Origin of the sequence: Burkholderia sp. PAMC 26561 (genome assembly GCF_001557535.2) — a bacterium.
Taxonomy (GTDB): Bacteria; Pseudomonadota; Gammaproteobacteria; order Burkholderiales; family Burkholderiaceae; genus Caballeronia.
Genome location: NZ_CP014307.1, coordinates 966671 through 985295, shown reverse-complemented (window position 1 = coordinate 985295; position 18625 = coordinate 966671). Strand labels below are relative to the sequence as shown.

13 protein-coding genes are annotated in these 18625 nt (G+C 61.5%); 4 read left to right on the top strand and 9 right to left on the bottom strand.

Annotation, left to right across the window (positions count from 1 at the left end; genetic code table 11):
• Positions 1-28: 28 nt before the first annotated feature.
• Positions 29-1203 (bottom strand): IS3 family transposase gene (locus tag AXG89_RS20095; protein ID WP_119024672.1). Its coding sequence is split into 2 segments (ribosomal slippage): positions 29-930 and positions 930-1203, totalling 1176 coding nucleotides; the frame shifts between segments, so codons are not numbered across the junction.
• A 383-nt stretch (positions 1204-1586) separates the two neighbouring features.
• On the opposite strand from AXG89_RS20095, the gene AXG89_RS20090 reads away from it, so the two are divergent.
• Complete coding sequence (locus AXG89_RS20090; protein ID WP_236873429.1) at positions 1587-2561, top strand: FUSC family protein; 975 nt, start codon at positions 1587-1589, stop codon at positions 2559-2561.
• Positions 2562-2634: 73 nt separating this feature from the next.
• On the opposite strand, the gene AXG89_RS20085 is transcribed toward AXG89_RS20090, so the two are convergent.
• Genes AXG89_RS20085 through AXG89_RS20075 form a run of 3 tightly spaced genes read right to left on the bottom strand, consistent with a single transcriptional unit; the run spans position 2635 to position 4652 of the window.
• Positions 2635-3249 carry a hypothetical protein gene (locus AXG89_RS20085; protein ID WP_062003771.1) on the bottom strand — a complete coding sequence of 205 codons (615 nt, stop codon included), beginning with the start codon at positions 3247-3249 and terminating at the stop codon, positions 2635-2637.
• Between the two features lie 39 nt (positions 3250-3288).
• The gene (locus AXG89_RS20080; protein WP_062172037.1) at positions 3289-4071 is read right to left on the bottom strand and encodes a molybdopterin-dependent oxidoreductase; all 783 of its coding nucleotides are present in this window, start codon (positions 4069-4071) and stop codon (positions 3289-3291) included.
• Between the two features lie 2 nt (positions 4072-4073).
• Positions 4074-4652, bottom strand: a complete 579-nt coding sequence (locus AXG89_RS20075) for a cytochrome b/b6 domain-containing protein (RefSeq protein WP_062172035.1) — start codon at positions 4650-4652, stop codon at positions 4074-4076.
• A gap of 239 nt (positions 4653-4891) precedes the next feature.
• On the opposite strand from AXG89_RS20075, the gene AXG89_RS20070 reads away from it, so the two are divergent.
• Positions 4892-5572, top strand: a complete 681-nt coding sequence (locus tag AXG89_RS20070; protein ID WP_062003596.1) for a heavy metal response regulator transcription factor — start codon at positions 4892-4894, stop codon at positions 5570-5572.
• A 5-nt stretch (positions 5573-5577) separates the two neighbouring features.
• The gene (locus tag AXG89_RS20065; protein ID WP_062172607.1) at positions 5578-6993 is read left to right on the top strand and encodes a heavy metal sensor histidine kinase; all 1416 of its coding nucleotides are present in this window, start codon (positions 5578-5580) and stop codon (positions 6991-6993) included.
• A gap of 4 nt (positions 6994-6997) precedes the next feature.
• On the opposite strand, the gene AXG89_RS20060 is transcribed toward AXG89_RS20065, so the two are convergent.
• From AXG89_RS20060 to AXG89_RS20040, 4 genes are all read right to left on the bottom strand, one after another.
• On the bottom strand, positions 6998-8815 hold the full coding sequence (locus AXG89_RS20060; protein WP_062172033.1) for an FAD-dependent oxidoreductase: 1818 nt from the start codon (positions 8813-8815) through the stop codon (positions 6998-7000).
• Positions 8812-9888, bottom strand: coding sequence for a DedA family protein/thiosulfate sulfurtransferase GlpE (locus AXG89_RS20055; protein WP_082771546.1), 1077 nt, complete (start codon positions 9886-9888; stop codon positions 8812-8814). The genes AXG89_RS20060 and AXG89_RS20055 overlap by 4 nt, the downstream gene beginning before the upstream one ends.
• A 337-nt stretch (positions 9889-10225) precedes the next feature.
• Positions 10226-13924: a DUF748 domain-containing protein gene (locus AXG89_RS20045; protein ID WP_062172024.1), complete on the bottom strand. Its 3699-nt coding sequence runs from the start codon at positions 13922-13924 to the stop codon at positions 10226-10228.
• 120 nt (positions 13925-14044) lie between these two features.
• Positions 14045-15559 carry a DUF1254 domain-containing protein gene (locus AXG89_RS20040; RefSeq protein ID WP_062172021.1) on the bottom strand — a complete coding sequence of 505 codons (1515 nt, stop codon included), beginning with the start codon at positions 15557-15559 and terminating at the stop codon, positions 14045-14047.
• Between the two features lie 351 nt (positions 15560-15910).
• Here AXG89_RS20040 and AXG89_RS20035 point away from each other — a divergent pair, with 351 nt between their 5' ends.
• Positions 15911-18181, top strand: coding sequence for a heavy metal translocating P-type ATPase (locus tag AXG89_RS20035; protein WP_236873428.1), 2271 nt, complete (start codon positions 15911-15913; stop codon positions 18179-18181).
• Here the strand turns inward: AXG89_RS20035 and AXG89_RS20030 are convergent.
• Positions 18115-18615, bottom strand: a complete 501-nt coding sequence (locus AXG89_RS20030; RefSeq protein ID WP_062172018.1) for a thioesterase family protein — start codon at positions 18613-18615, stop codon at positions 18115-18117. The two genes, AXG89_RS20035 and AXG89_RS20030, sit on opposite strands and share 67 nt — an antisense overlap.
• Between the last annotated feature and the right edge of the window lie 10 nt (positions 18616-18625).

The following is an 18625-nucleotide window of genomic DNA, read 5'->3' as shown; positions in this document are numbered from 1 at the left end:
TCGGTCGGAATCCGTGGACGCCAACGGGTTAAGCAGCGATTTTACTCAAATGGAATCGCTGCGTGAAAGCGGCCGGCGACAGATAGTCCAGACGCTCCTGCGTGCGCAGCCGGTTGTAGAAGATCTCGATGTATTCCGTGATTTCTTTGATGGCTTCGTCGCGAGTCGCGAACTTGCGATGATAGATAAGTTCGTTCTTCAGCGAGCCCCAGAACGATTCGATAGGTGCATTGTCGAAACAATTTCCGCGTCTGCTCATAGATGCCTGCATGCCGAACTGTTTGAGAAGATTCTGATAAGCGTGGGCGCAGTACTGACTACCGCGATCAGTATGTTGTATCAGGCCCGTCGGTGGCCGGTGCGACGCGACAGCCCGAAACAGCGCCTGCATGACCAGCTGTTTTGTCATGCGCTCGCTCATGGCATAGCCGACGATCTCTCCGCTAAACAGATCCTTGAGTCCGGCTAGATACAGCCATCCCTCATCGGTCGCGATGTAGGTAATGTCACCGCACCAGGCCTGATTTGGTGCGCTCACACTGAAGTCCTGGTCCAGGATGTTCGGTGCGACTGGCAGGTTGTGCGTCGAGTTGGTCGTCGCCTTGAACTTGCGCTTTTGCTTGCAGCGAAGGCCGAGCTTCGCCCGCAGACGCTTGATGCGGTGAACACCAATCTGGACACCGTGGTTCGCCAGATCCTTCTGTAGCCGTTCCGGGCCGAAGGTTTGTCGGCTACGCTCGTGAGCTGCACGCACCTGCGCTTCGAGCCGAGACTCCTGCTGCGCGTGCAACGACAGCGGCCGTTTGCGCCAGGCATAGTAGCCACTCGTGGACACGCCCAGGAACCGGCACATCGGCGGCACAGGGTACTGCTGTCGCATCTGCTCAATTGCGTCGTACTTCACCGCGACTCCTTCGCGAAGTACGTTGCAAACTTTTTTAACAGATCGCGCTCCATCTTCACTTCTGCCAACTCTCGCTTGAGCCGGCTCAGCTCCGCCTCGATCTCTGTCAGTGGTTTCTGGGTTTGCCCGACGTTCTCCAGCTTGCCGTCCTTTGCGGCGCGAACCCAGTTCGCCAACGTCTTCATCGATATTGACAATCGACGGGCAGCTTCAGACACGCCCACTCCGTCAGTCATTGCCAGTTTTACTGCTTCTTCACGAAATTCCTTCGTGTACACAGCCTTCGGGATTCGCTTCATCAGTGCCTCCATTCCTCAATTCTACGGAATGTTGGCGTCCACTTTTTTCAGCCGACCTCACTGCGTGCTCGGATATTGGGTGTTTTGGCTCATGCGTGGCTCCTGATTGAGTGTGATCGATGAAACCGGTGACAATGCGCGCCAGCGTTGAAAGCGGCGCGATTACTCAACCACCAATGGTAACGCGACCAGCCCGATGTTGCAGGCGGCCGGATTTATCGGCGATCAATGCCTACAAGGAAAGTGCGCACGGTCAGCCATAATTCAAGCGTCCAATCTGGTATCGCTCCATGCCCTTAGCCGCCTTTCAAGACTTACGACGTATTACTTTCAAACCCGGTGGCGCAGAAACGCGGCGCTTTGCGCGAACGCTGATCGCTTGCTTGCTGAGTTACGGCGCCGCCAAACTCGCGACCTTGCCTGAGCTTTACTGGGCGGTCATTACTACGCTGATCGTGGTTACGCAGCCGAGCCTTAACCAAGCGCTGACGACGGGACGCGACCAGATTATCGGCGCGGTGATCGGCGCGATACTGGGCGTGCTCGGATTGCTCGCCATCGTTCGCGGGGCAGAGCCGCTGGTGGTCTTTGCCATCGAACTCGTGCCGCTTGCGGCGCTTGCCGCGTGGCGTCCGACCTTGCGGCTTGCGTGCGTCACGCTGGTCATCGTGGTGCTGATTCCGGCCAGCGGCGTGGGATCGCCGTTCGAGAGACCTATCGATCGCGTGCTGGAGATTTTGATTGGCGCTGGCGCGGCGCTGGTTGTTGCGTTCCTATTGCCGAACCGGGCGATCAACGCCGCGCACAATCGCGCGGGTGAGATCGTGCAAACGCTCGGGGAGTTGATCGCGCTTTATCTACGCAAGCCCGACGACGCGCGGACGGCGGAAGGATTGCATCGAAGGTCGGCGGCGGCTGAGCAGGCGCTCGACGATGCGATTACCGAGGCTGGTCGGGAGCACATTATCGTGCCGGTGAAAAGGTCGCGCGAGAACGTGATCGACAAGGTCGTGCCGATGCTGACGCGGTTGCATCGCGATGCGCTGTTTCTAGGGCAGGCGTTCGCGGGGGATGTGGGCTTGGCCGGGCGGTTGACTGCGTCGACGCGGGAAGCGTTGGGCGAGACTGCGGATGCGTTCGATGGGTTGGCGAAGGCGCTGGCGGCTACGCTCGATGCGGATAAACGGCAGCAGGATGAGAATGTCAAAGCAGCGCGGGAGGCGTTTGAAAGGCTGAGGAAGAAGGCAGATAAGGCGAATGCTGCGATGGAGAAGAATACGGTGCTGCCGTTTGTGCTGAATTTGTTGGTGACGGATTTTGGCGATTTGGTGACGACGGTGGAGGGGAAAGAGGGGTAATGCCAGCACCATGAAACAACAAAGCCGACTCGAAGTCGGCTTTGTCCTTTCATACGCCTATGACGCGAAAACCTCACATCGGCGGCGCAACCCCATCCTTCTCGACCACGACGCGCGAAGCGGCGTATTCCGTTCCCTTAACCGGGCTGGCGATAATAAACACCTTTTTCCCCGCGACCAGATCCGAACGCGAAGCCGGCGCAAACGTCACCACGGGAACGCCTTCCGGCACGGTCACCGTATTCGAGCCGCCCTTATACGAAAGCTTCAGATCACGCCCACTCGTGCCGGTCACAACCTGATCGACATTCGCATTCGTCATCGTGCTGTTCGGCGCCAGATCCCACGCGTAGTGCCCTTCACCCGTCCCGCGCGCCGCTTCCGGGAACACCAGCACTTCGGTCGCCGTCATCTTGCCATCGGTGCCAGTGGTCGCAGCCGTACCAATAAACGACCCAGCCTTGATATCGCCGAGCTTGATGTTCTTCACAGCCGTCACCGGCGTGTCCTGCTTCATGTCGATGGTCACGGTATCGCCGCTACGACGGTGCACGGTGAGCGTATCGCCGGAGATCGAGACGATATCGCCACGAATGCGCGCGGGCTTCGCAGCCGGCGCCTGGGCCAGCGCAACGCCGGCAAATGCGAGTGCTGCAATCGATACACCCAGTTTCATGCGGATTGACACAGATGCCATGGAGACTCCAATAGTAATTAGTAAAAAGGCTTAAGCCCCGCCGAACCAGTTATAACCCTGGTTCTCCCAGTACCCGCCGGGATATTCGTTCGTCACGGTGATCGCAACGATGTGCTTCGGATTCTTGTAGCCCAGCTTCGTAGGCATGCGCAGCTTCATCGGAAAGCCGTATTTCGGCGGCAAGACCTGACCGTCGTACGTCAGCGTCAAGAGCGTCTGCGCATGCAGCGCGGTCGGCATGTCGATGCTCGTAGAATAGTTATCGGCGCAATGGAACGCTACGTACTTCGCCGTGGTATCGGCACCTGAACGCTTCAGGAAATCGGCAAAACGCACGCCGCCCCACTTGCCTATCGCGCTCCATCCTTCAATGCAAATGTGACGCGTGACCTGGCTTTCCTGCGGCAACGCACGCAATTCATCAAGAGTCCAGACGTTCTTGCCCTTCACCAGACCACCGACGGGCAACTTGTAGCTGGCGGCATCGACCATCGGGACATCGTCTATGTCGTAGAACGCGTTGAAAGGGAACGGCCGCGTGATCATCGACTCGGGATACGTCGGCGCGAGCTTGTTGGGATCGAAGAGGAAAGCTTGCGCGTCATCGTTGAAACGCGACATGGTGCGCAGCACGGTGTTGACGGACTTGTCGTCGGAGATGTTGCAGCCGGACAGCATCATCAAGCCGCCCAGCGACAAGATGCGCTTGCCAAAGAGACGCCGCGCGGGCGCCTTCAATTCGTTGCGTGCGTCCTTGAGGATGTTGTCGACATCGAGATGCTTCGCAATCAGTTCGCTTTTTCGGTTCAACATGATCAACGGCCCCGGATCATCAATAACAACGAGCGTGGAACGAGGGCGACCATCACCACGTGCAGCACAAAAAATGCGACCAGGAAACTCATCGCGAAGAAGTGAACGACGCGCGCTCTGTCGTAACCGCCCATCAAGTCACGCAATAATGGAAATTGCACCGACTTCCAGATCGCGAGTCCCGACAGGATCACGATGACGATGTCCACGATAACCGCAAGATAAGCCGCCTTCTGCACGGCGTTATAGTGCGACAGATCGTCGTGCTTGAGCTTGCCGGTGAGCGCGGCACGCAGATCGCCGATAAGACTCTTTACGCTGAGAGGGAACAGTTTGCGGCGAAATCGTCCGGACACGATGTTCATCGCAATGTAGATCAGGAAGTTGACGACCAGCACCCACATGGCCGCGAAGTGCCACAGCAACGCGCCGCCGAGCCATCCGCCCAACGTGATGCTGGCCGGAAAGACCAGCGCCGGAAAAATGGGCGAAGCGTTATAGACCTGCCAGCCGCTCGTGACCATGACCACGACCGCAAGCGCATTGACCCAGTGCGTGATGCGAACCCAGCCGGGCTGCATGGCGCGGGGCTTCGCCACGGGTGTCACGGATCGAGTCGATGGTTGAGCCAAATTCGCCTCGCAAGAAAAAAGTGATGCGACCGTTACCGGCGTCGCTTGATCGCATCTTAACGATACCGCGCTGATGAACGCATGACACGTTAATGACTTTTTTGTCATCTTTCCGGCGCATGGGAGGCGGATCGTTAGAATGAGGTTCTTCGCAACCCACGCGCGTTCGAGCGCAACACACCCGCCGCATGACCATTCTCGTTATAGAAGACGACCGCAAGACCGGCGACTATCTGAAGAAGGGGCTGACGGAGTCCGGGTATCAGGTCGACCTGATTCGCAACGGCGCCGATGGCCTGCATCAGGCCCTGGCGCACCCGTACGAGCTGATCGTGCTCGACGTGATGCTGCCCGGCCTCGATGGCTGGCAGATCATGCAGGCGCTGCGCACCAAACGCGACCTGCCGGTGATCTTCCTCACGGCGCGCGACCATGTGAGCGATCGTATCCATGGTCTGGAACTCGGTGCCGATGATTACCTCGTAAAGCCGTTTTCGTTCACGGAACTCGTGCTACGCATTCGCACGTTACTGCGGCGCGGCGTGATCCGTGAATCGGATGTGTTTCAGGTCGCGGATCTTCATGTGGATGTCTTGCGGCGCAGAGTGACTCGCCAGGGAATCGACATCGCGCTGACGAACAAGGAATTTGCGTTGCTGCATCTCTTCTGCAAACGACAAGGTGAGGCGTTGTCGCGCACGCTGATTGCATCGGAAGTGTGGGACATGAATTTCGACAGCGACACCAATGTGGTCGACGTCGCCATCAAGCGCCTGCGCGCCAAACTCGACCAGCCCTTCGATATCAAGCTCATCCACACGGTGCGCAGCATCGGCTATTCGTTCGGCGCGACCGGAGAGTCGCATTGAATCCGATGCGTTCGCAATCGCTCGTTGTCCGCATCACGATCCTCTTTGCATTGATTGTATGCGTGGTGGTGAGCATGGTCGGCGGATCGCTTTATCACGCAACGAGCTTGACCCTGTCGACGCGCGCCGATTATCAGTTGATCGGACGTGTCGAACATTTCCGCTCGCTGCTGCACGACCTCTATACGATCCAGGAAATCGAAGCGCGGCCACGGCTCTTTGAAACCATGCTCGGCGATCGCCAGGATGTGATCATTTTCCGGCGGCCGGGCGTGGCGCCGTTTATCAATGTGAATCCGGAGAACCTGCCGTTGCCGCCGGTGGTCCCGGTGCCGGTGAATCGCGCGGTGGATCTCGACGCGCTCTATGAAGGCACGCGTCCTGACGGCGTGCGCATGCGCTGGGTCGCGGCTCAGGCGCAAGTGGGCGATACCGGGCAAGTAGTGGAGATCATCGCTGCACACGTGATGACACAGGAGGCGCGCGTGTTGTCGACGTATCTCGTGCGCGTGTGGATCAACGTGGCGATTGCTGTTCTGGTCACGGCGCTGCTCGCGTGGTGGGTATCGAGTCGCGGCCTCACGCCCTTGCGCAAGATGGCCGATAAAGCCGCCGAAATCACGCCCAATACGCTTTCCGCACGACTCGATGTCGGGAACACGCCGACCGAGTTGCAGAGCCTGGCGGTATCGTTTAACGCGATGCTGGACCGCTTGTCGACCGGGTACGAACGCTTGCTGCAGTTCTCGGCTGATCTCGCGCATGAGGTGCGTACGCCCATCGGCGTCTTGATCGGGCAGACACAGGTCACGCTCGCCCACACGCGCAGCGAAAGCGAATACAAGAGCGTGCTGGAGTCGAATCTGGAGGAGCTCGAGCGGCTGGGACGCATTGCGCAGAACATCCTGTTCCTCGCGCAAGCGGATCACGAGCGGCAGGAAATCGAGCGCACTACATTGAACACGTGCGAGCAGCTTGAGACCATCGCGACCTACTTCGAAGGTCTCGCCGATGAACGCAATCTCAGCTTCGACGTTCAGGCCGAAGGCGAGATGTTCGTCAACGAGACCATGTCGCGGCGCGCGATCAGCAATGTGGTGGTGAACGCCGTGCGGTATGCAGAGCCCGGCACGACGATTCGCCTGACCGGCAGCGAGGACGCGCAGGGCGCGCGTATCGTGATCGGCAATCAGGGCGAGCGTGTATCGCCGGATGAACTCGCGCGCTTGTTCGACCGGTTTTACCGAGGCGATGCCGCGCGCAGCGAGTTCACGGAATCGAGCGGCCTCGGACTCGCGATCGTGCAGGCCATCATGCGACTGCATGGCGGGTCGGCATCGGCGAGCTGTTCGGCGAGCGGGTGGATCGAGTTCACGTTGCAATTCGCCGCTCGCTCACAACAGTCCGTCACGCGCCGCTGACCGTTTATTCCACCTCGCCGGCCTGCAATGCCAGTTCCTGCCGGGCGGCCAGCATACCGTGGATCTGCGATACAACCGCCGCGCCCTCACCCACCGCCGCGGCCACGCGTTTCGTCGATGCCGAGCGCACATCGCCGATTGCAAACACGCCCGGCACGCTGGTTTCGAGCGCCGTCGCGCCGTCCATGTGGCCGCCATGCGCCTCCGGGCCCGTCAGCACAAAACCCTTGCCGTCCGTACTCACGTTGCATCCGGTGAGCCAGGCCGTATTCGGATCGGCACCGGTGAACAGGAACAGATGCCGCACGTCGAGCTTGAGCGGGCCGTCAGGCGTCTTGCAATGCACGGCGGCGAGCGTACGGCCGTCGCCCTGCAGTGATTCGATCTGCGTGCGCGTATGCACGGTCACGTTCGGCAACGACGCGATCCGGTCAATCAGATACCGGGACATGCTTGATTCCAGCCCCGCGCCTCGGATCAGCAAATGCACGCGCGCCGCGTGCGATGCCAGATAAACCACTGCCTGCCCCGCCGAATTGCCGCCGCCGACAAGCACGACTTCCGAACCCTTGCACAGCTTGGCCTCGACCGGCGACGCCCAGTAATACGTGCCCCGCCCCTCGAATTTCTCGAGTCCATCGATCGCAGGCCGCCTGTACGCCGCGCCCGTCGCGATCACGACCGTGTGCGCGGTGACGCGCGTGCCGTTCATCAATTCGATCTGAATGGGCGTGCAATCGCAATGCAGCGCCTTGATCTCGGTCGGAATGGCAATATGCGCGCCGAACTTCTGCGCCTGCACGAACGCTCGACCGGCGAGCGCCTGACCTGAAATACCGGTCGGAAAGCCGAGATAGTTTTCGATGCGCGAACTTGCGCCCGCCTGCCCGCCCGGCGCGCGGCAATCGAACACCGAGACCGACAAACCTTCGGACGCTGCGTACACGGCCGTCGCCAATCCGGCCGGTCCGGCGCCGACGACGGCGACATCGTAGATATGCGCGGGATCGAATTCCGGCAACCAGCCCAGTTGCGACGCGAGCTGGTTTTCATCGGGCGCACGCATCACCGTGCCATCGGGGCAAATGACGAGCGGAAAGTCCGCCTTCGATGTCGAGATCCGTTCCAGCAATGCGATGGCTTCCGGATCGGTACAGGCATCGATCACGGTATGCGGATAACCGTTGCGGCTCAGGAATCCTTGCAGCGATACCAGCCGTCCATCGTCCGACTGACCGACCAGGATCGGCCCGCTGCCTTTTTCGATCAAACCCACGCGGCGCAGGATCAGCGAACGCATGATCCGCTCGCCGAGATCCGCCTCGGCCACGAGCAACGCACGCAGCCGATCCGGCGCGATCAGGATGGCTTCGACGTCATCGATCGCGTGGCCATCGACCAGAGCCGGTTTCCCCGACAACTGCCCGACTTCCGCCACGAATTGCCCGGGCTCCGATTCGACCACCAGATGCACATGCCCGAGTCCGTCGCGCCGAGTGATCCGCACGTGGCCGTTGAGCAGCACGAACATGCCGGGGCCAGGCGAGCCGACTTCGAACATCAGCTCGCCGGCGCGGTAGTACTTGATCGCGCCGAATCCGCGCATGCGGTCGATTTCATCGACAGTCAGGTGCGGGTACATCTGGTGACGGCGGCTTTGCAGCGGTGAAAACGGGGCGTCGGCGGGCGTCTCCGAAGGCGCGGACGAGACGGTGTCGTTACTGATGGTGTCGAGGTTTTCCCGCGTTGGCGGCGCGTTGTCCCGCCATTCCGACCGGGCGTGATCCGATCCTTCGCTCATGCCTTCGTGGGCAGTACTCATGCGTGTCGATCTCCATGAAGGTAGACGGCTTCGTGCAGCGCGCCCTTGGCCGCAGCTGGCGATTTGGCAGGCCACGGGCACATGGCGGCCATTTCGCCCAGGTCCTCGCGCGCGCCGCCGAAGTCGGTCAGCGGTTTGAGTTCGAGGCCGGCGAGACGCCATGCATCGAGGCCGCCGGTCAGCGGCACGACATCCTTGAAGCCAGCGTTACGCAACGACTTCGCCATCCACGCCGCCGATACCTCGTTCGGGCACGAACAATAAATGATGATCTTCTGATCAGGCTGATAACTCTCGACGATCTTCTGGAGCTCGCGTTCATCGGCGAAAACAGAACCGGGAATCACGAACGGATCGAGCACGCGTTTCTCAGACGAGCGGATATCGAAGATTGCCGGCACCGGCTTGTTTTCCATCAGCGCATAGAGTTCATCGACCGTGATGCGCGCCGTTTCCAGCGTCTTCATCAACATCTTCCGGCGCCAGTAGCGGTACGCCACGTACCCCGCCAGCGCGATCGCCACCACGATCAGCGCTTGCCGTCCGAGTTGCGCGATCATGGCGAAGACCATGTCGAGTTGCGCCGCGAATGCCACGCCAACCAGCAATCCGACCGCCGCCCACAACGCCACGCCCACGCCGTCATGCGCAATGAACGAGCGCGTGCGCACACCCATGGCGCCGGCAAGCGGCACGGAAACCAGCGACAAACCCGGAATGAACTTCGCGACGAGCAACACGCGCACGCCCCATCGGCCGAAGAAACGTTCGGCCTTCTTCACGCATGTATCGCGCGAGAGCGACAACTTGCAGATGGTCTTGAGCGTACGATCGCCGTAGCGCCGCCCGCCCTGGAACCAGACGAGATCGCCGAGCACGCCGCCCATGACGGCAATGGCGAGCATCAACGCGAGATGCGGCAGCACTGCATGGCCGTTCGCGCCCATCATGGCGACGGAAGCACCGACCACGATCAGAGTGGGCATGGCGGGAACGGGCAGGCCGAGCGCGGCGCCCATCACGTTGAAAAACACGATAGCGGGACCATACCGGTCAGCCAGATCATGCAACAGCATGAGATTCTCCCTGCGGGTTGTGCAGCGCTGAAGTCGGTTGGGGAAATGCCAAGTGCCGGACGCCGCCTGATATTGGCTTATCCGTGCTCGCGTCTGAAACGCGAACGCTCGGCGGCATTTTTTACGGCTCTGAAACGAAGACGCGGGACGAAACTGGAACGATGTCCACGGCGGTCATGCGCGTCGCCCGGCGCCGCTGCATTAATGAGATGAGTGTAGCGCGGTTTGACGAAAATGCCATGAACCGCGCGCTTTGCCATACACCATATGACGGCGTCGTTTTTTCAGCGCATGCCTAAATAAATATGCTTCTTTGACCGCGGTCTAAAAGCGGTCATTGCAAGCCGAAATCCACTCGGGTTGGCGCGCCTTTGTCCTTGATGCCATCGGCGTTCATGTGCGGCGAGACGATGAAAATCCGCTTGCTGTCGATCTTCCCGTCAAAGTAAGCCTTCACCGCCGATGCCCGTTTTTGCGCCAGCGTGCCGAGCGCGGCTTCGTCTATGGGCGCGTTTGCTGCGAGCGCCGCTTTCATCTCGGCGTCGGGCAACGTCTTCGTCATGCCGATCATGTTGCGCGGCTTCTTGAAGTCGGCGTCCTTGTACGCCTTGGTCAGGAACTTCGTGTATTCATCGGGCGAAAGTGTGATGGTCGAAGGACTGATGTTCGGGTTGTCGTCGTTTGCATCCTTCATCTTGGCGAGCTTTACTTGGCGGTCGACGTAGGCGGCGCGCAGGCCGGGTTCATCGACGGCGGGATCGACGCGCGCCGACAGATCCATCTTGATGGACGGTTTGTCCGCCAGCGCCTTCGCGATCGTGTCGAGCTTCTCCTTGCCGGCGTCGCTGAGCGTGGACGAGCCCGGGTCGAACTCCACGTAGCCGAGTTCCTCGGCGTTCTTGCCGCCGCCAAACGCGTTTGCCAGCAGCGAGAACGGCGCAGTCACGGCGCGCTCCAGCAGGTTCACGATCGCCTTCCACACCAGCGCACCGACCGAGAACTCCGGATTGGAAAGCGAGCCGGAAATCGGGATGTTCACGTCGATTTCACCGCGCGAGTTCTTCAGCAGCGATACGGCCAGGCGCACCGGCAACTTGGTCGCGGTGGCGTTGTCGACGTGGTCGCCAAACGTGAGCTGATCGATGAAAAGATGGTTGTTCGCCGAGAGTTTGTCGTCGGCAAGCTGGTAGTGCAGGTCCACATTCAGCTTGCCTTTGGTGATCGGATAGCCCGCGTATTTGGTGGAATACGGCGAGATATTGGGCAATTCGACGTCGTGCGCGCTCGCGGTCAGGTCCAGCGCGGGTTTCGCAATCAGCGGGTTCACCGTGCCCTTGATCGATACCGGCCCGTTTGCGTTGAGTTTCGCGGCGACATCGACGGGCGCGGAGACGGTCGAATGCGTTCCGAATGCGCCGATAGTCCCCGTGATCGCAACCAGGTTCGCCGTGAAATTCGGCTTGATGAAGTTATCGGTGTAGGTCACACGGCCGTTTTGCAGCACGAGCTGGCCGAAGCGCAGATTGGGCGTGGGCGATGTCGATGCCGCTTTGGGCACGACCGGGGCGGAGGCCACTGGCGCGGGCTCGGCGGCTGCCGTTGCTGTCGTCGCTGCCGTTGCTTTTCCGCCCGTCTTGTCCTTCACCACGATATCGCGCAAATTCAGCTTCCCTTGCGCATCAAGCAGAACGCGGCCATAAAAGTTGGCAAAGGTGACGCGCGCAGCTTCCACGTCGGCGCCCTTTTCGTCGTATCGGGCGTTGAGCTTCGTCAGGCCGAGCAGGTTCCAGCCCGCGAGCGGCTGGGAACTCACCCGGTCGATCAAGCGCACGTTCGACAACGACACGTCGCCCTTGTAGCCGGCCTTCAGCGTGCGTCCTTCTCCCGAGTAAGACGCGTCGCCGTTCGCGGTGAGCAACGCGCTGGAAAGCGATGCGTTCAGCGAGCTGCCGAAATACGGCTCGAACGCCGATGCATCGAGCTGGCTTGCGTCCACATGCAGCGCCAGGCTCAGCGGCTTGATGGTCAGCGTCCCGGCTGTCGCCAGTGTGCCCTTGCCGTTCATGGTCAGCCGGCCATCCACGGCGAGCGGTTTTGTCAGGTCATCGGTGACCTGCTTCACGCTCACCTGCAGCGGCGCGATATGAAGCTTCACCGGAGTCGGCGTGGTTTCATCGGTGAAATCGGCGGTGCTGTCGTTGAGCGCGATCTGCGCGATCTGATAACGCCACGCCGGACCCGCAGCGTTGGCCTTCTCCACCTTGTGCGTGGCGCTGGCTTCCGGCGCGGTTTCGTGCGGACCGGCAAGCGCCGCGAGGTCGATGCTGCCATCCTTCAGGCGTTTTGCATCGACGGAAAGACCGTTCAGCGTCACGCTCTCCAACGCGGCGGTGCGTGCGGCTACATCGATTTTAGTGATCTTTGCCTGGGCCGAAGCCAACGCGACCGGCGCCGTGTTTGCGGTCGGAACGAGTTTCAGCGACTTGAGCGAGACGTCCCCGGCGCCGACCTGGATGGACGGCTCGGGCGTCGACCAGTCCACGTGGAGCGGCAGGTTCGCGCTGAGCGCGCCGTCCGATATCCGCGCGGCGAGCGCGTTCGCCACATAGGGTTGCAGCGGCGGCAGCGGCAAATCGGCGAGCGTGAGTTTCGCGTCGGCGTCCTTGCCGGGCAAGGTGAATCCGCCCGATGCCGCCAGCGTTCCACCGTGATCCAGCGCGGTTTTCAGCACGTAACGCGCGGGCGGTTTGCCGAGCGTCGAGAAGTCGTCGAGCGTGACGTCCAGCGCCTTCAGACCGAGTTGCGCGGGTTGCGCCATCAGGCTGTCGTTGAAGGCGACCTGGCCTTGGTCGATCGCAATATGTCTGATCGATAAATCCAGCGGTTGCGTCTCGGCCGCGGCCTTGGTTTCAGCCGCCGGAGGGTTGTTGGCCGGCGGACCGCTCAGTTTCTGGAAGTTGAAGGCGCCGGTTTTATCGCGGGACAGTTTTACGTCGGGTTGCGACAGTTTTATCTCTGACAGTTGATAAACATTGCGCAGCGGCTCCAGATTCACCGCATTCACGTGCAGCGACTGCGCGGCGAACAGCGGCGCATTCTGCTTGTCCGTCACGTCGATATCTGCAATATCGGCCGTGCCCTTGATGCGTACAACGGGCGCGTCGCCGGTGAGCGAGAAACTCACGTCCAGATCGGTCGACAGCTTGCCGCTCTTGACCGCGACCGGCAGCGACTCCGGCGCGTAAGAAACGATTTGCGGCAAATCGAGTCCGTCGAGCTGCACCGCGACTTCCGACTCGCGCGATTCGGCGAACGGCTTGGTGCGGCCCTTGATGGACAATGGCGAGCCATCAATGCGCGCCTGCAACGACGGCGTGACGAACAACTCGGTCGTCGAAGGCAGGTTGGCAATGAACGGAATCCCGACTGACCACTGATCGATCACATGCTGCGTCTTGAGCAACCGGTCATCGAAATCGATGCGCCCGTTCGCGATCCGGATATTCGATACCGAAAACCGCGCGGGTTTATCGGATGGTTTGGCAGATGGCTTCGAAAACTTTTCGATGAGATCCGAGAAGTTGAAGCGCTGCGCGTCGTACCGGACGATATGAAAGCGCGGCGAATCGATCTTCAGTTCATTGATTACGGGCGCGAGCCGGAACAGCGATGACCACGAAGGCAATACGATCAGCCGTTCAATATCGATGAAATCGCTGCTTCTGGAATCAGCCGGGAGATTACTTTGCGCCTCGCCAATATGAACGTGGTCGGCTTCGAAGCTGAGCGTATAGGGATTGAGCGCAATCCGGCCGATCGTGGCCGGGCGGCCAAGCTGGGCGGAAATCTGCTGCTCGGCGATATGACGAATTAGAGGGGGAGCCGCGAAAAACCCCAGCAGCCCGATCACGATGACAAACAGAACCAGGCCAATCGCGACCCGGCGCGTGCGGTTCGAACTCGCAACCGCATTTGCCCGATCGATCAGCCCACGGCCGGCGGATGTCAGGGAAGTCTTGTTCAGGCTTGCCATGCGGGCCTCACAGCGCGGTCACGCGTCATGAGACCGCGCGTGACCTGGGGGAAACGGAAGGCCCGAGTATACGACGCGACAGCGTCAATTTGAATCAGCGATGGTCCGTACAGCCTGCATCTATTGCCGTTCGATAGCCGGCGGCGCCCACGCCCCCGACGTCGCTTCGGGCTTGGGTGCGTACAAACGCATCATCAACTGGAAGTCGCCGTCCGGCGCGGGCAGCCAGTTCGACACACGCGCCTTGCCCGGCGACGTCGCGGAAACGACCACGTCAGTCGAGCCATCGCGATTCTTCTTCAGGCGGTCTCGGTCGCTGAGTGAAAGCCGCAAGGCTTTATCGTCGATCAGCGCGCCTTCCTTCGTGTACGCGGTCAAGGTCCAGAAGCCGCGCACCGGCGGCAACTGGTTCGGCGCGAAGTGCAGCACGTAGGTGTTCGCGCCGTTGAGCGGGTGGGCGTCGCTGTCAAGGAAAGCGACGGGCTTCACTTCGTCGTCCTTCGTGCCGCTGGCGGGCTGACGTTTGGCAAGGAACGCGCGCAAGGTGTAGTCGGTGCCGTAGTTGCCGACGGCGTCGCCGAACCAGACCCAGCCGTTGCGGCTCAGCGCGTTAGAGGGAACCGTGTCGACGCGCGCGCGGCCATCGGCGAGACCCGTTGCGAGCAAGGCCGAATCCGATGGGCGGAATTGCACCGGCTCACCCGGTTTAACGCCCAATTGCGCGAGCAGGGTCACGGCGTGCGGATCGTCGGGGACGGGCGGATTGTCTTCCAGGGCCTTGGCCAGGCGCGTGAAGTACGCGGTGGCATCGAGTGACTCGGCCTTGTCGCCGCTCGGAACCACGGCCGGCGTGTTGGCCGTCACATTCGGCCAGGCGGCGCCGGCGGTGGTGGGACTGGTTTTATCGGCGGGAGGCGCTTCAATGCGCATTGCGGTCTGCAGCTTGCGCGCTTCGCGCACATCGCGCTGGCCGTTCACGCGCACGCGGATCGACAACCATGCATAACGCGTAGGCGTTTCCACGCGTGTCACGCCGTCCGGCAGCGGGCCTGTGTAGCCCTTGGTGACGAACGCAAGGATGCTGGCTTGCTCCGCGGCCATGCGCGCGGCTTTGCTGCGCTTCTTGGGAACAGGCGCGGGCACGGCGGGCGCGGCACCGATGCTCGAATAGATCACGTTGGTCCAGGTATCGAAGGCGCGAGCATCAAAGTAGCGGCCCCGTAACGTTCCGGAAGGCGTGGACTGCACGGAAGACAACGCCGGCAACGAAACCAGCACCGGTCCACTCGATACATCCAGCCATGCCGACGATTCCAGCGTATCCACGCTCGGCCGTCCCGTCGCGCCGACCGGCGGCAACGCGGTGGTGTGCCGCAAGGTGTTTACCGCCGCCTGACCGGGCTTCGATGCGTCGCCGCCCGTCGTCTTTTCGCGCCACAGATCGGACGCCACCAGCGGATAACCGAACACATAGGCATCGGCGACCTGGTCCTTGCGCCAGCCGTCGCCGTTCGTCGCGACCGGCGCCTGCGTCGAGCACCCGCCCAGTATTGCCAGCGTGCTCAAACCGGCAATCATCCAGCGTGCCCCACGCAACGGAAACAACGGAACTGCCCAGCGTCGGTTATTTTTCATTCGAATTAGGTCTGTTTAGGCTTTTTTACTTCGTCCGACGCGCGCGCTGGCGGGTTCTTAAATTAAAGCCCCGCAAATCTGCACGCCGACGTTCAAGCTATCTTGAAAACGCGTTTTATCTTATCCAATGAGGATAGGCAAGAAGCGCGTGACGAAGCCTCGAAATAAGTCTGATGTTTCGTTAATCGAGCCATCGGTAACTACCTACATAGTGCCGGTTTTTTATTCACGCGCCGCAGCAAAAAGGGACAAACTCTCTTGAAAATACACCTTGACCTTCCAATGATTGGAATGTCGATAGTGGTTTTATCGAGCTGAATCTCATGGCCCGCAATGAAACGGGAAGCTTTTATGTCTGCTGGTACAAGTCAGAACATGGCTGTTGCGTCGAACACGGCTGAATTTTCTATTGGCGGGATGACCTGTGCCTCGTGCGTGCGCCGCGTCGAAAAGGCGCTCGGCAAGGTGCCGGGCGTGGAAACCGTGTCCGTCAATCTCGCGACCGAGAAAGCCACGGTTCACGCCGGGCCGTCCGTTTCGCGCGACCAGTTGCTGGCCGCCGTCACGAAGGCCGGATATGAAGCTACGTTCATCGAGCCGGAAGCCGCGCCAGTGGCCGCGCCCGCTCATAGGGGCGAACTCGTCGCGGTGATCGCGTCGGCGCTGCTCACGCTGCCGCTCGTTTTGCCGATGTTGGGAGTCAATCTGAACCTTGGCGTGTGGGTATCGCTCGCGTTGGCGAGCATCGTCCAGTTCGCGCTCGGCGCGCGGTTTTACGTCGGCGGCTTCAAGGCGGTGCGCTCCGGCGAAGGCAATATGGACTTGCTGGTCGCGCTGGGGACATCGGCGGCGTGGGGTTTGAGCGTCTACGAGTTGTTTGCACATCCCGGTCAGTCGGCCCACCTCTACTTCGAGGCCGCCGCGGTCGTGATCACGCTCGTGCGCTTCGGCAAATGGCTGGAAGCGCGCGCGAAGCGCCAGACCACCGACGCCATCCGCGCCCTCGACGCGCTGCGCCCCGACCGTGCCCGGATTCGCGATGCCGCGACCGGCCAGGAACGCGATATCGCCTTGGCCGAAGTGCGCAAAGGCGATGTGGCGATCGTCCGGCCGGGCGAACGGATGCCCGTGGACGGCGTGATCCGCGAGGGCCGCACGCACGTGGATGAATCGCTGATTACCGGCGAGAGCCTGCCGGTCGCGAAGGAAACCGGCGCGCGGGTGACGGCGGGATCGATCAACGGCGAAGGCGCGATTGCCGTCGAAACGACTGCGACCGGCGCGGAAACGACGCTTGCACGGATCATCCGGCTGGTGGAATCGGCGCAGGCCGAGAAAGCCCCGATACAGCGGCTCGTCGACCGGGTATCGGCGATCTTCGTGCCGGTGATCCTGGTGATCGCGCTCGTGACGCTGGTCGGCTGGCTGGCTGTGGGCGCGGGCGCCGAGACGGCCGTGCTGAACGCGGTCGCGGTGCTCGTGATTGCATGTCCGTGCGCGCTCGGGCTCGCGACGCCTGCCGCGATCATGGCCGGGACCGGCGTTGCGGCGCGGCACGGCGTGCTGATCAAGGACCCCCAGGCGCTGGAAATGGCGCATCGGATCAGAATTGTTGCCTTCGATAAAACCGGCACGCTGACTGTCGGCCGTCCGTCGATGACCGCGTTCGATGCCGCTGACGGCGTGGACAGGAAAGAAGCCTTGGCGCTGGCCGCCGCCGTCCAGCGGCTGAGCGATCATCCGTTGGCGCGCGCGGTCGTTGCCGCCGCCGATGCCGAGTCGCTTCAGCCGGTCGACGCAAGCGACGCGAAGGCCGTCGCCGGACGCGGCGTGGAAGCGCGCGTCGCCGAGCGTCATCTGGCGGTTGCCAGCGCGCGCTGGCTGGAAGAATTGCGGCTTGTCGCACCGGACGGTCTTGCAACACGGGCCGCAGAACTGGAAAAACTCGGCAATACGGTGTCGTGGCTAGTGGACCTGGGCGCTCCCGCCCGCGTGCTTGCGCTGCTGGCCTTTGGTGACTCCATGAAACCCGGTGCGCGCGAAGCCATCGCCCGATTGAGCGCGATGGGCATCCAGAGCGTCCTCATTACCGGCGACAACGCCGGCAGCGCGGCGAGCGTTGCAAAATCGCTCGGCATTGCGCCCGATGCCGTGCACGCGCAAATGCTCCCCGCCGACAAGGCGCGCGTGATCGCCGAATTGAAAGCGCGTGCCACAGGCGCAGTCGCGATGGCCGGCGACGGCATCAACGACGCACCCGCGCTCGCCGCAGCGGACATCGGCATAGCGATGGCGACCGGCACCGATGTCGCCATGGAAGCCGCCGGTATCACGCTGATGCGCGGTGACCCGGCGCTGGTGGCGGACGCCATCGATATCGCGCGGCGCACGTATCGCAAGATCCAGCAGAACCTGTTCTGGGCGTTCGTGTACAACCTGATCGGCATTCCACTCGCCGCATTCGGCCTGCTCAACCCGATGCTCGCCGGCGCCGCGATGGCGTTCTCAAGCGTGAGCGTAGTGACGAACGCATTGTTGCTGCGGACGTGGCGCGCTCACGCGGGTTTGCTTCCAGCGGGCGAACGGGATCTGGAAGGCAAGCCGATCACGCGCCCGGCGTAACGCGCCTCCTTGATCGACCCGGCATGCATCTCTTCGATACGGGCGGCAACATCCGTATCGAAGACTGCCGACTTCGCGCCGTTCGTCATGTCGACGTGCAGCAGCATCTGCTCACTCGCCGAGACGGGCTCGGCGCCCTCGCCTTCGAACATCTCCATGTAGAGGTGGACGCGCTTGGCATCGAACGCAAGCACCGATGCCTCCACGCGAACCGCCGCGCCCTCCTTGATCTCATGCAGATAATTGATGTGCGCCTCGAGCGTGAACAGCGAGCGGCCACGGGCTGCACGGCCCGCTTCATCCAGACCGATGCGCTCCATGAACGCATCGGTGGCGAGGCTGAAGATCAGCATGTAGAACGCGTCACGCAAATGTCCGTTGTAGTCGACCCACTCGGGCCTCACCGTGTCGCGATGGATAGTGCAGTTTTCCATTGATGGCCGC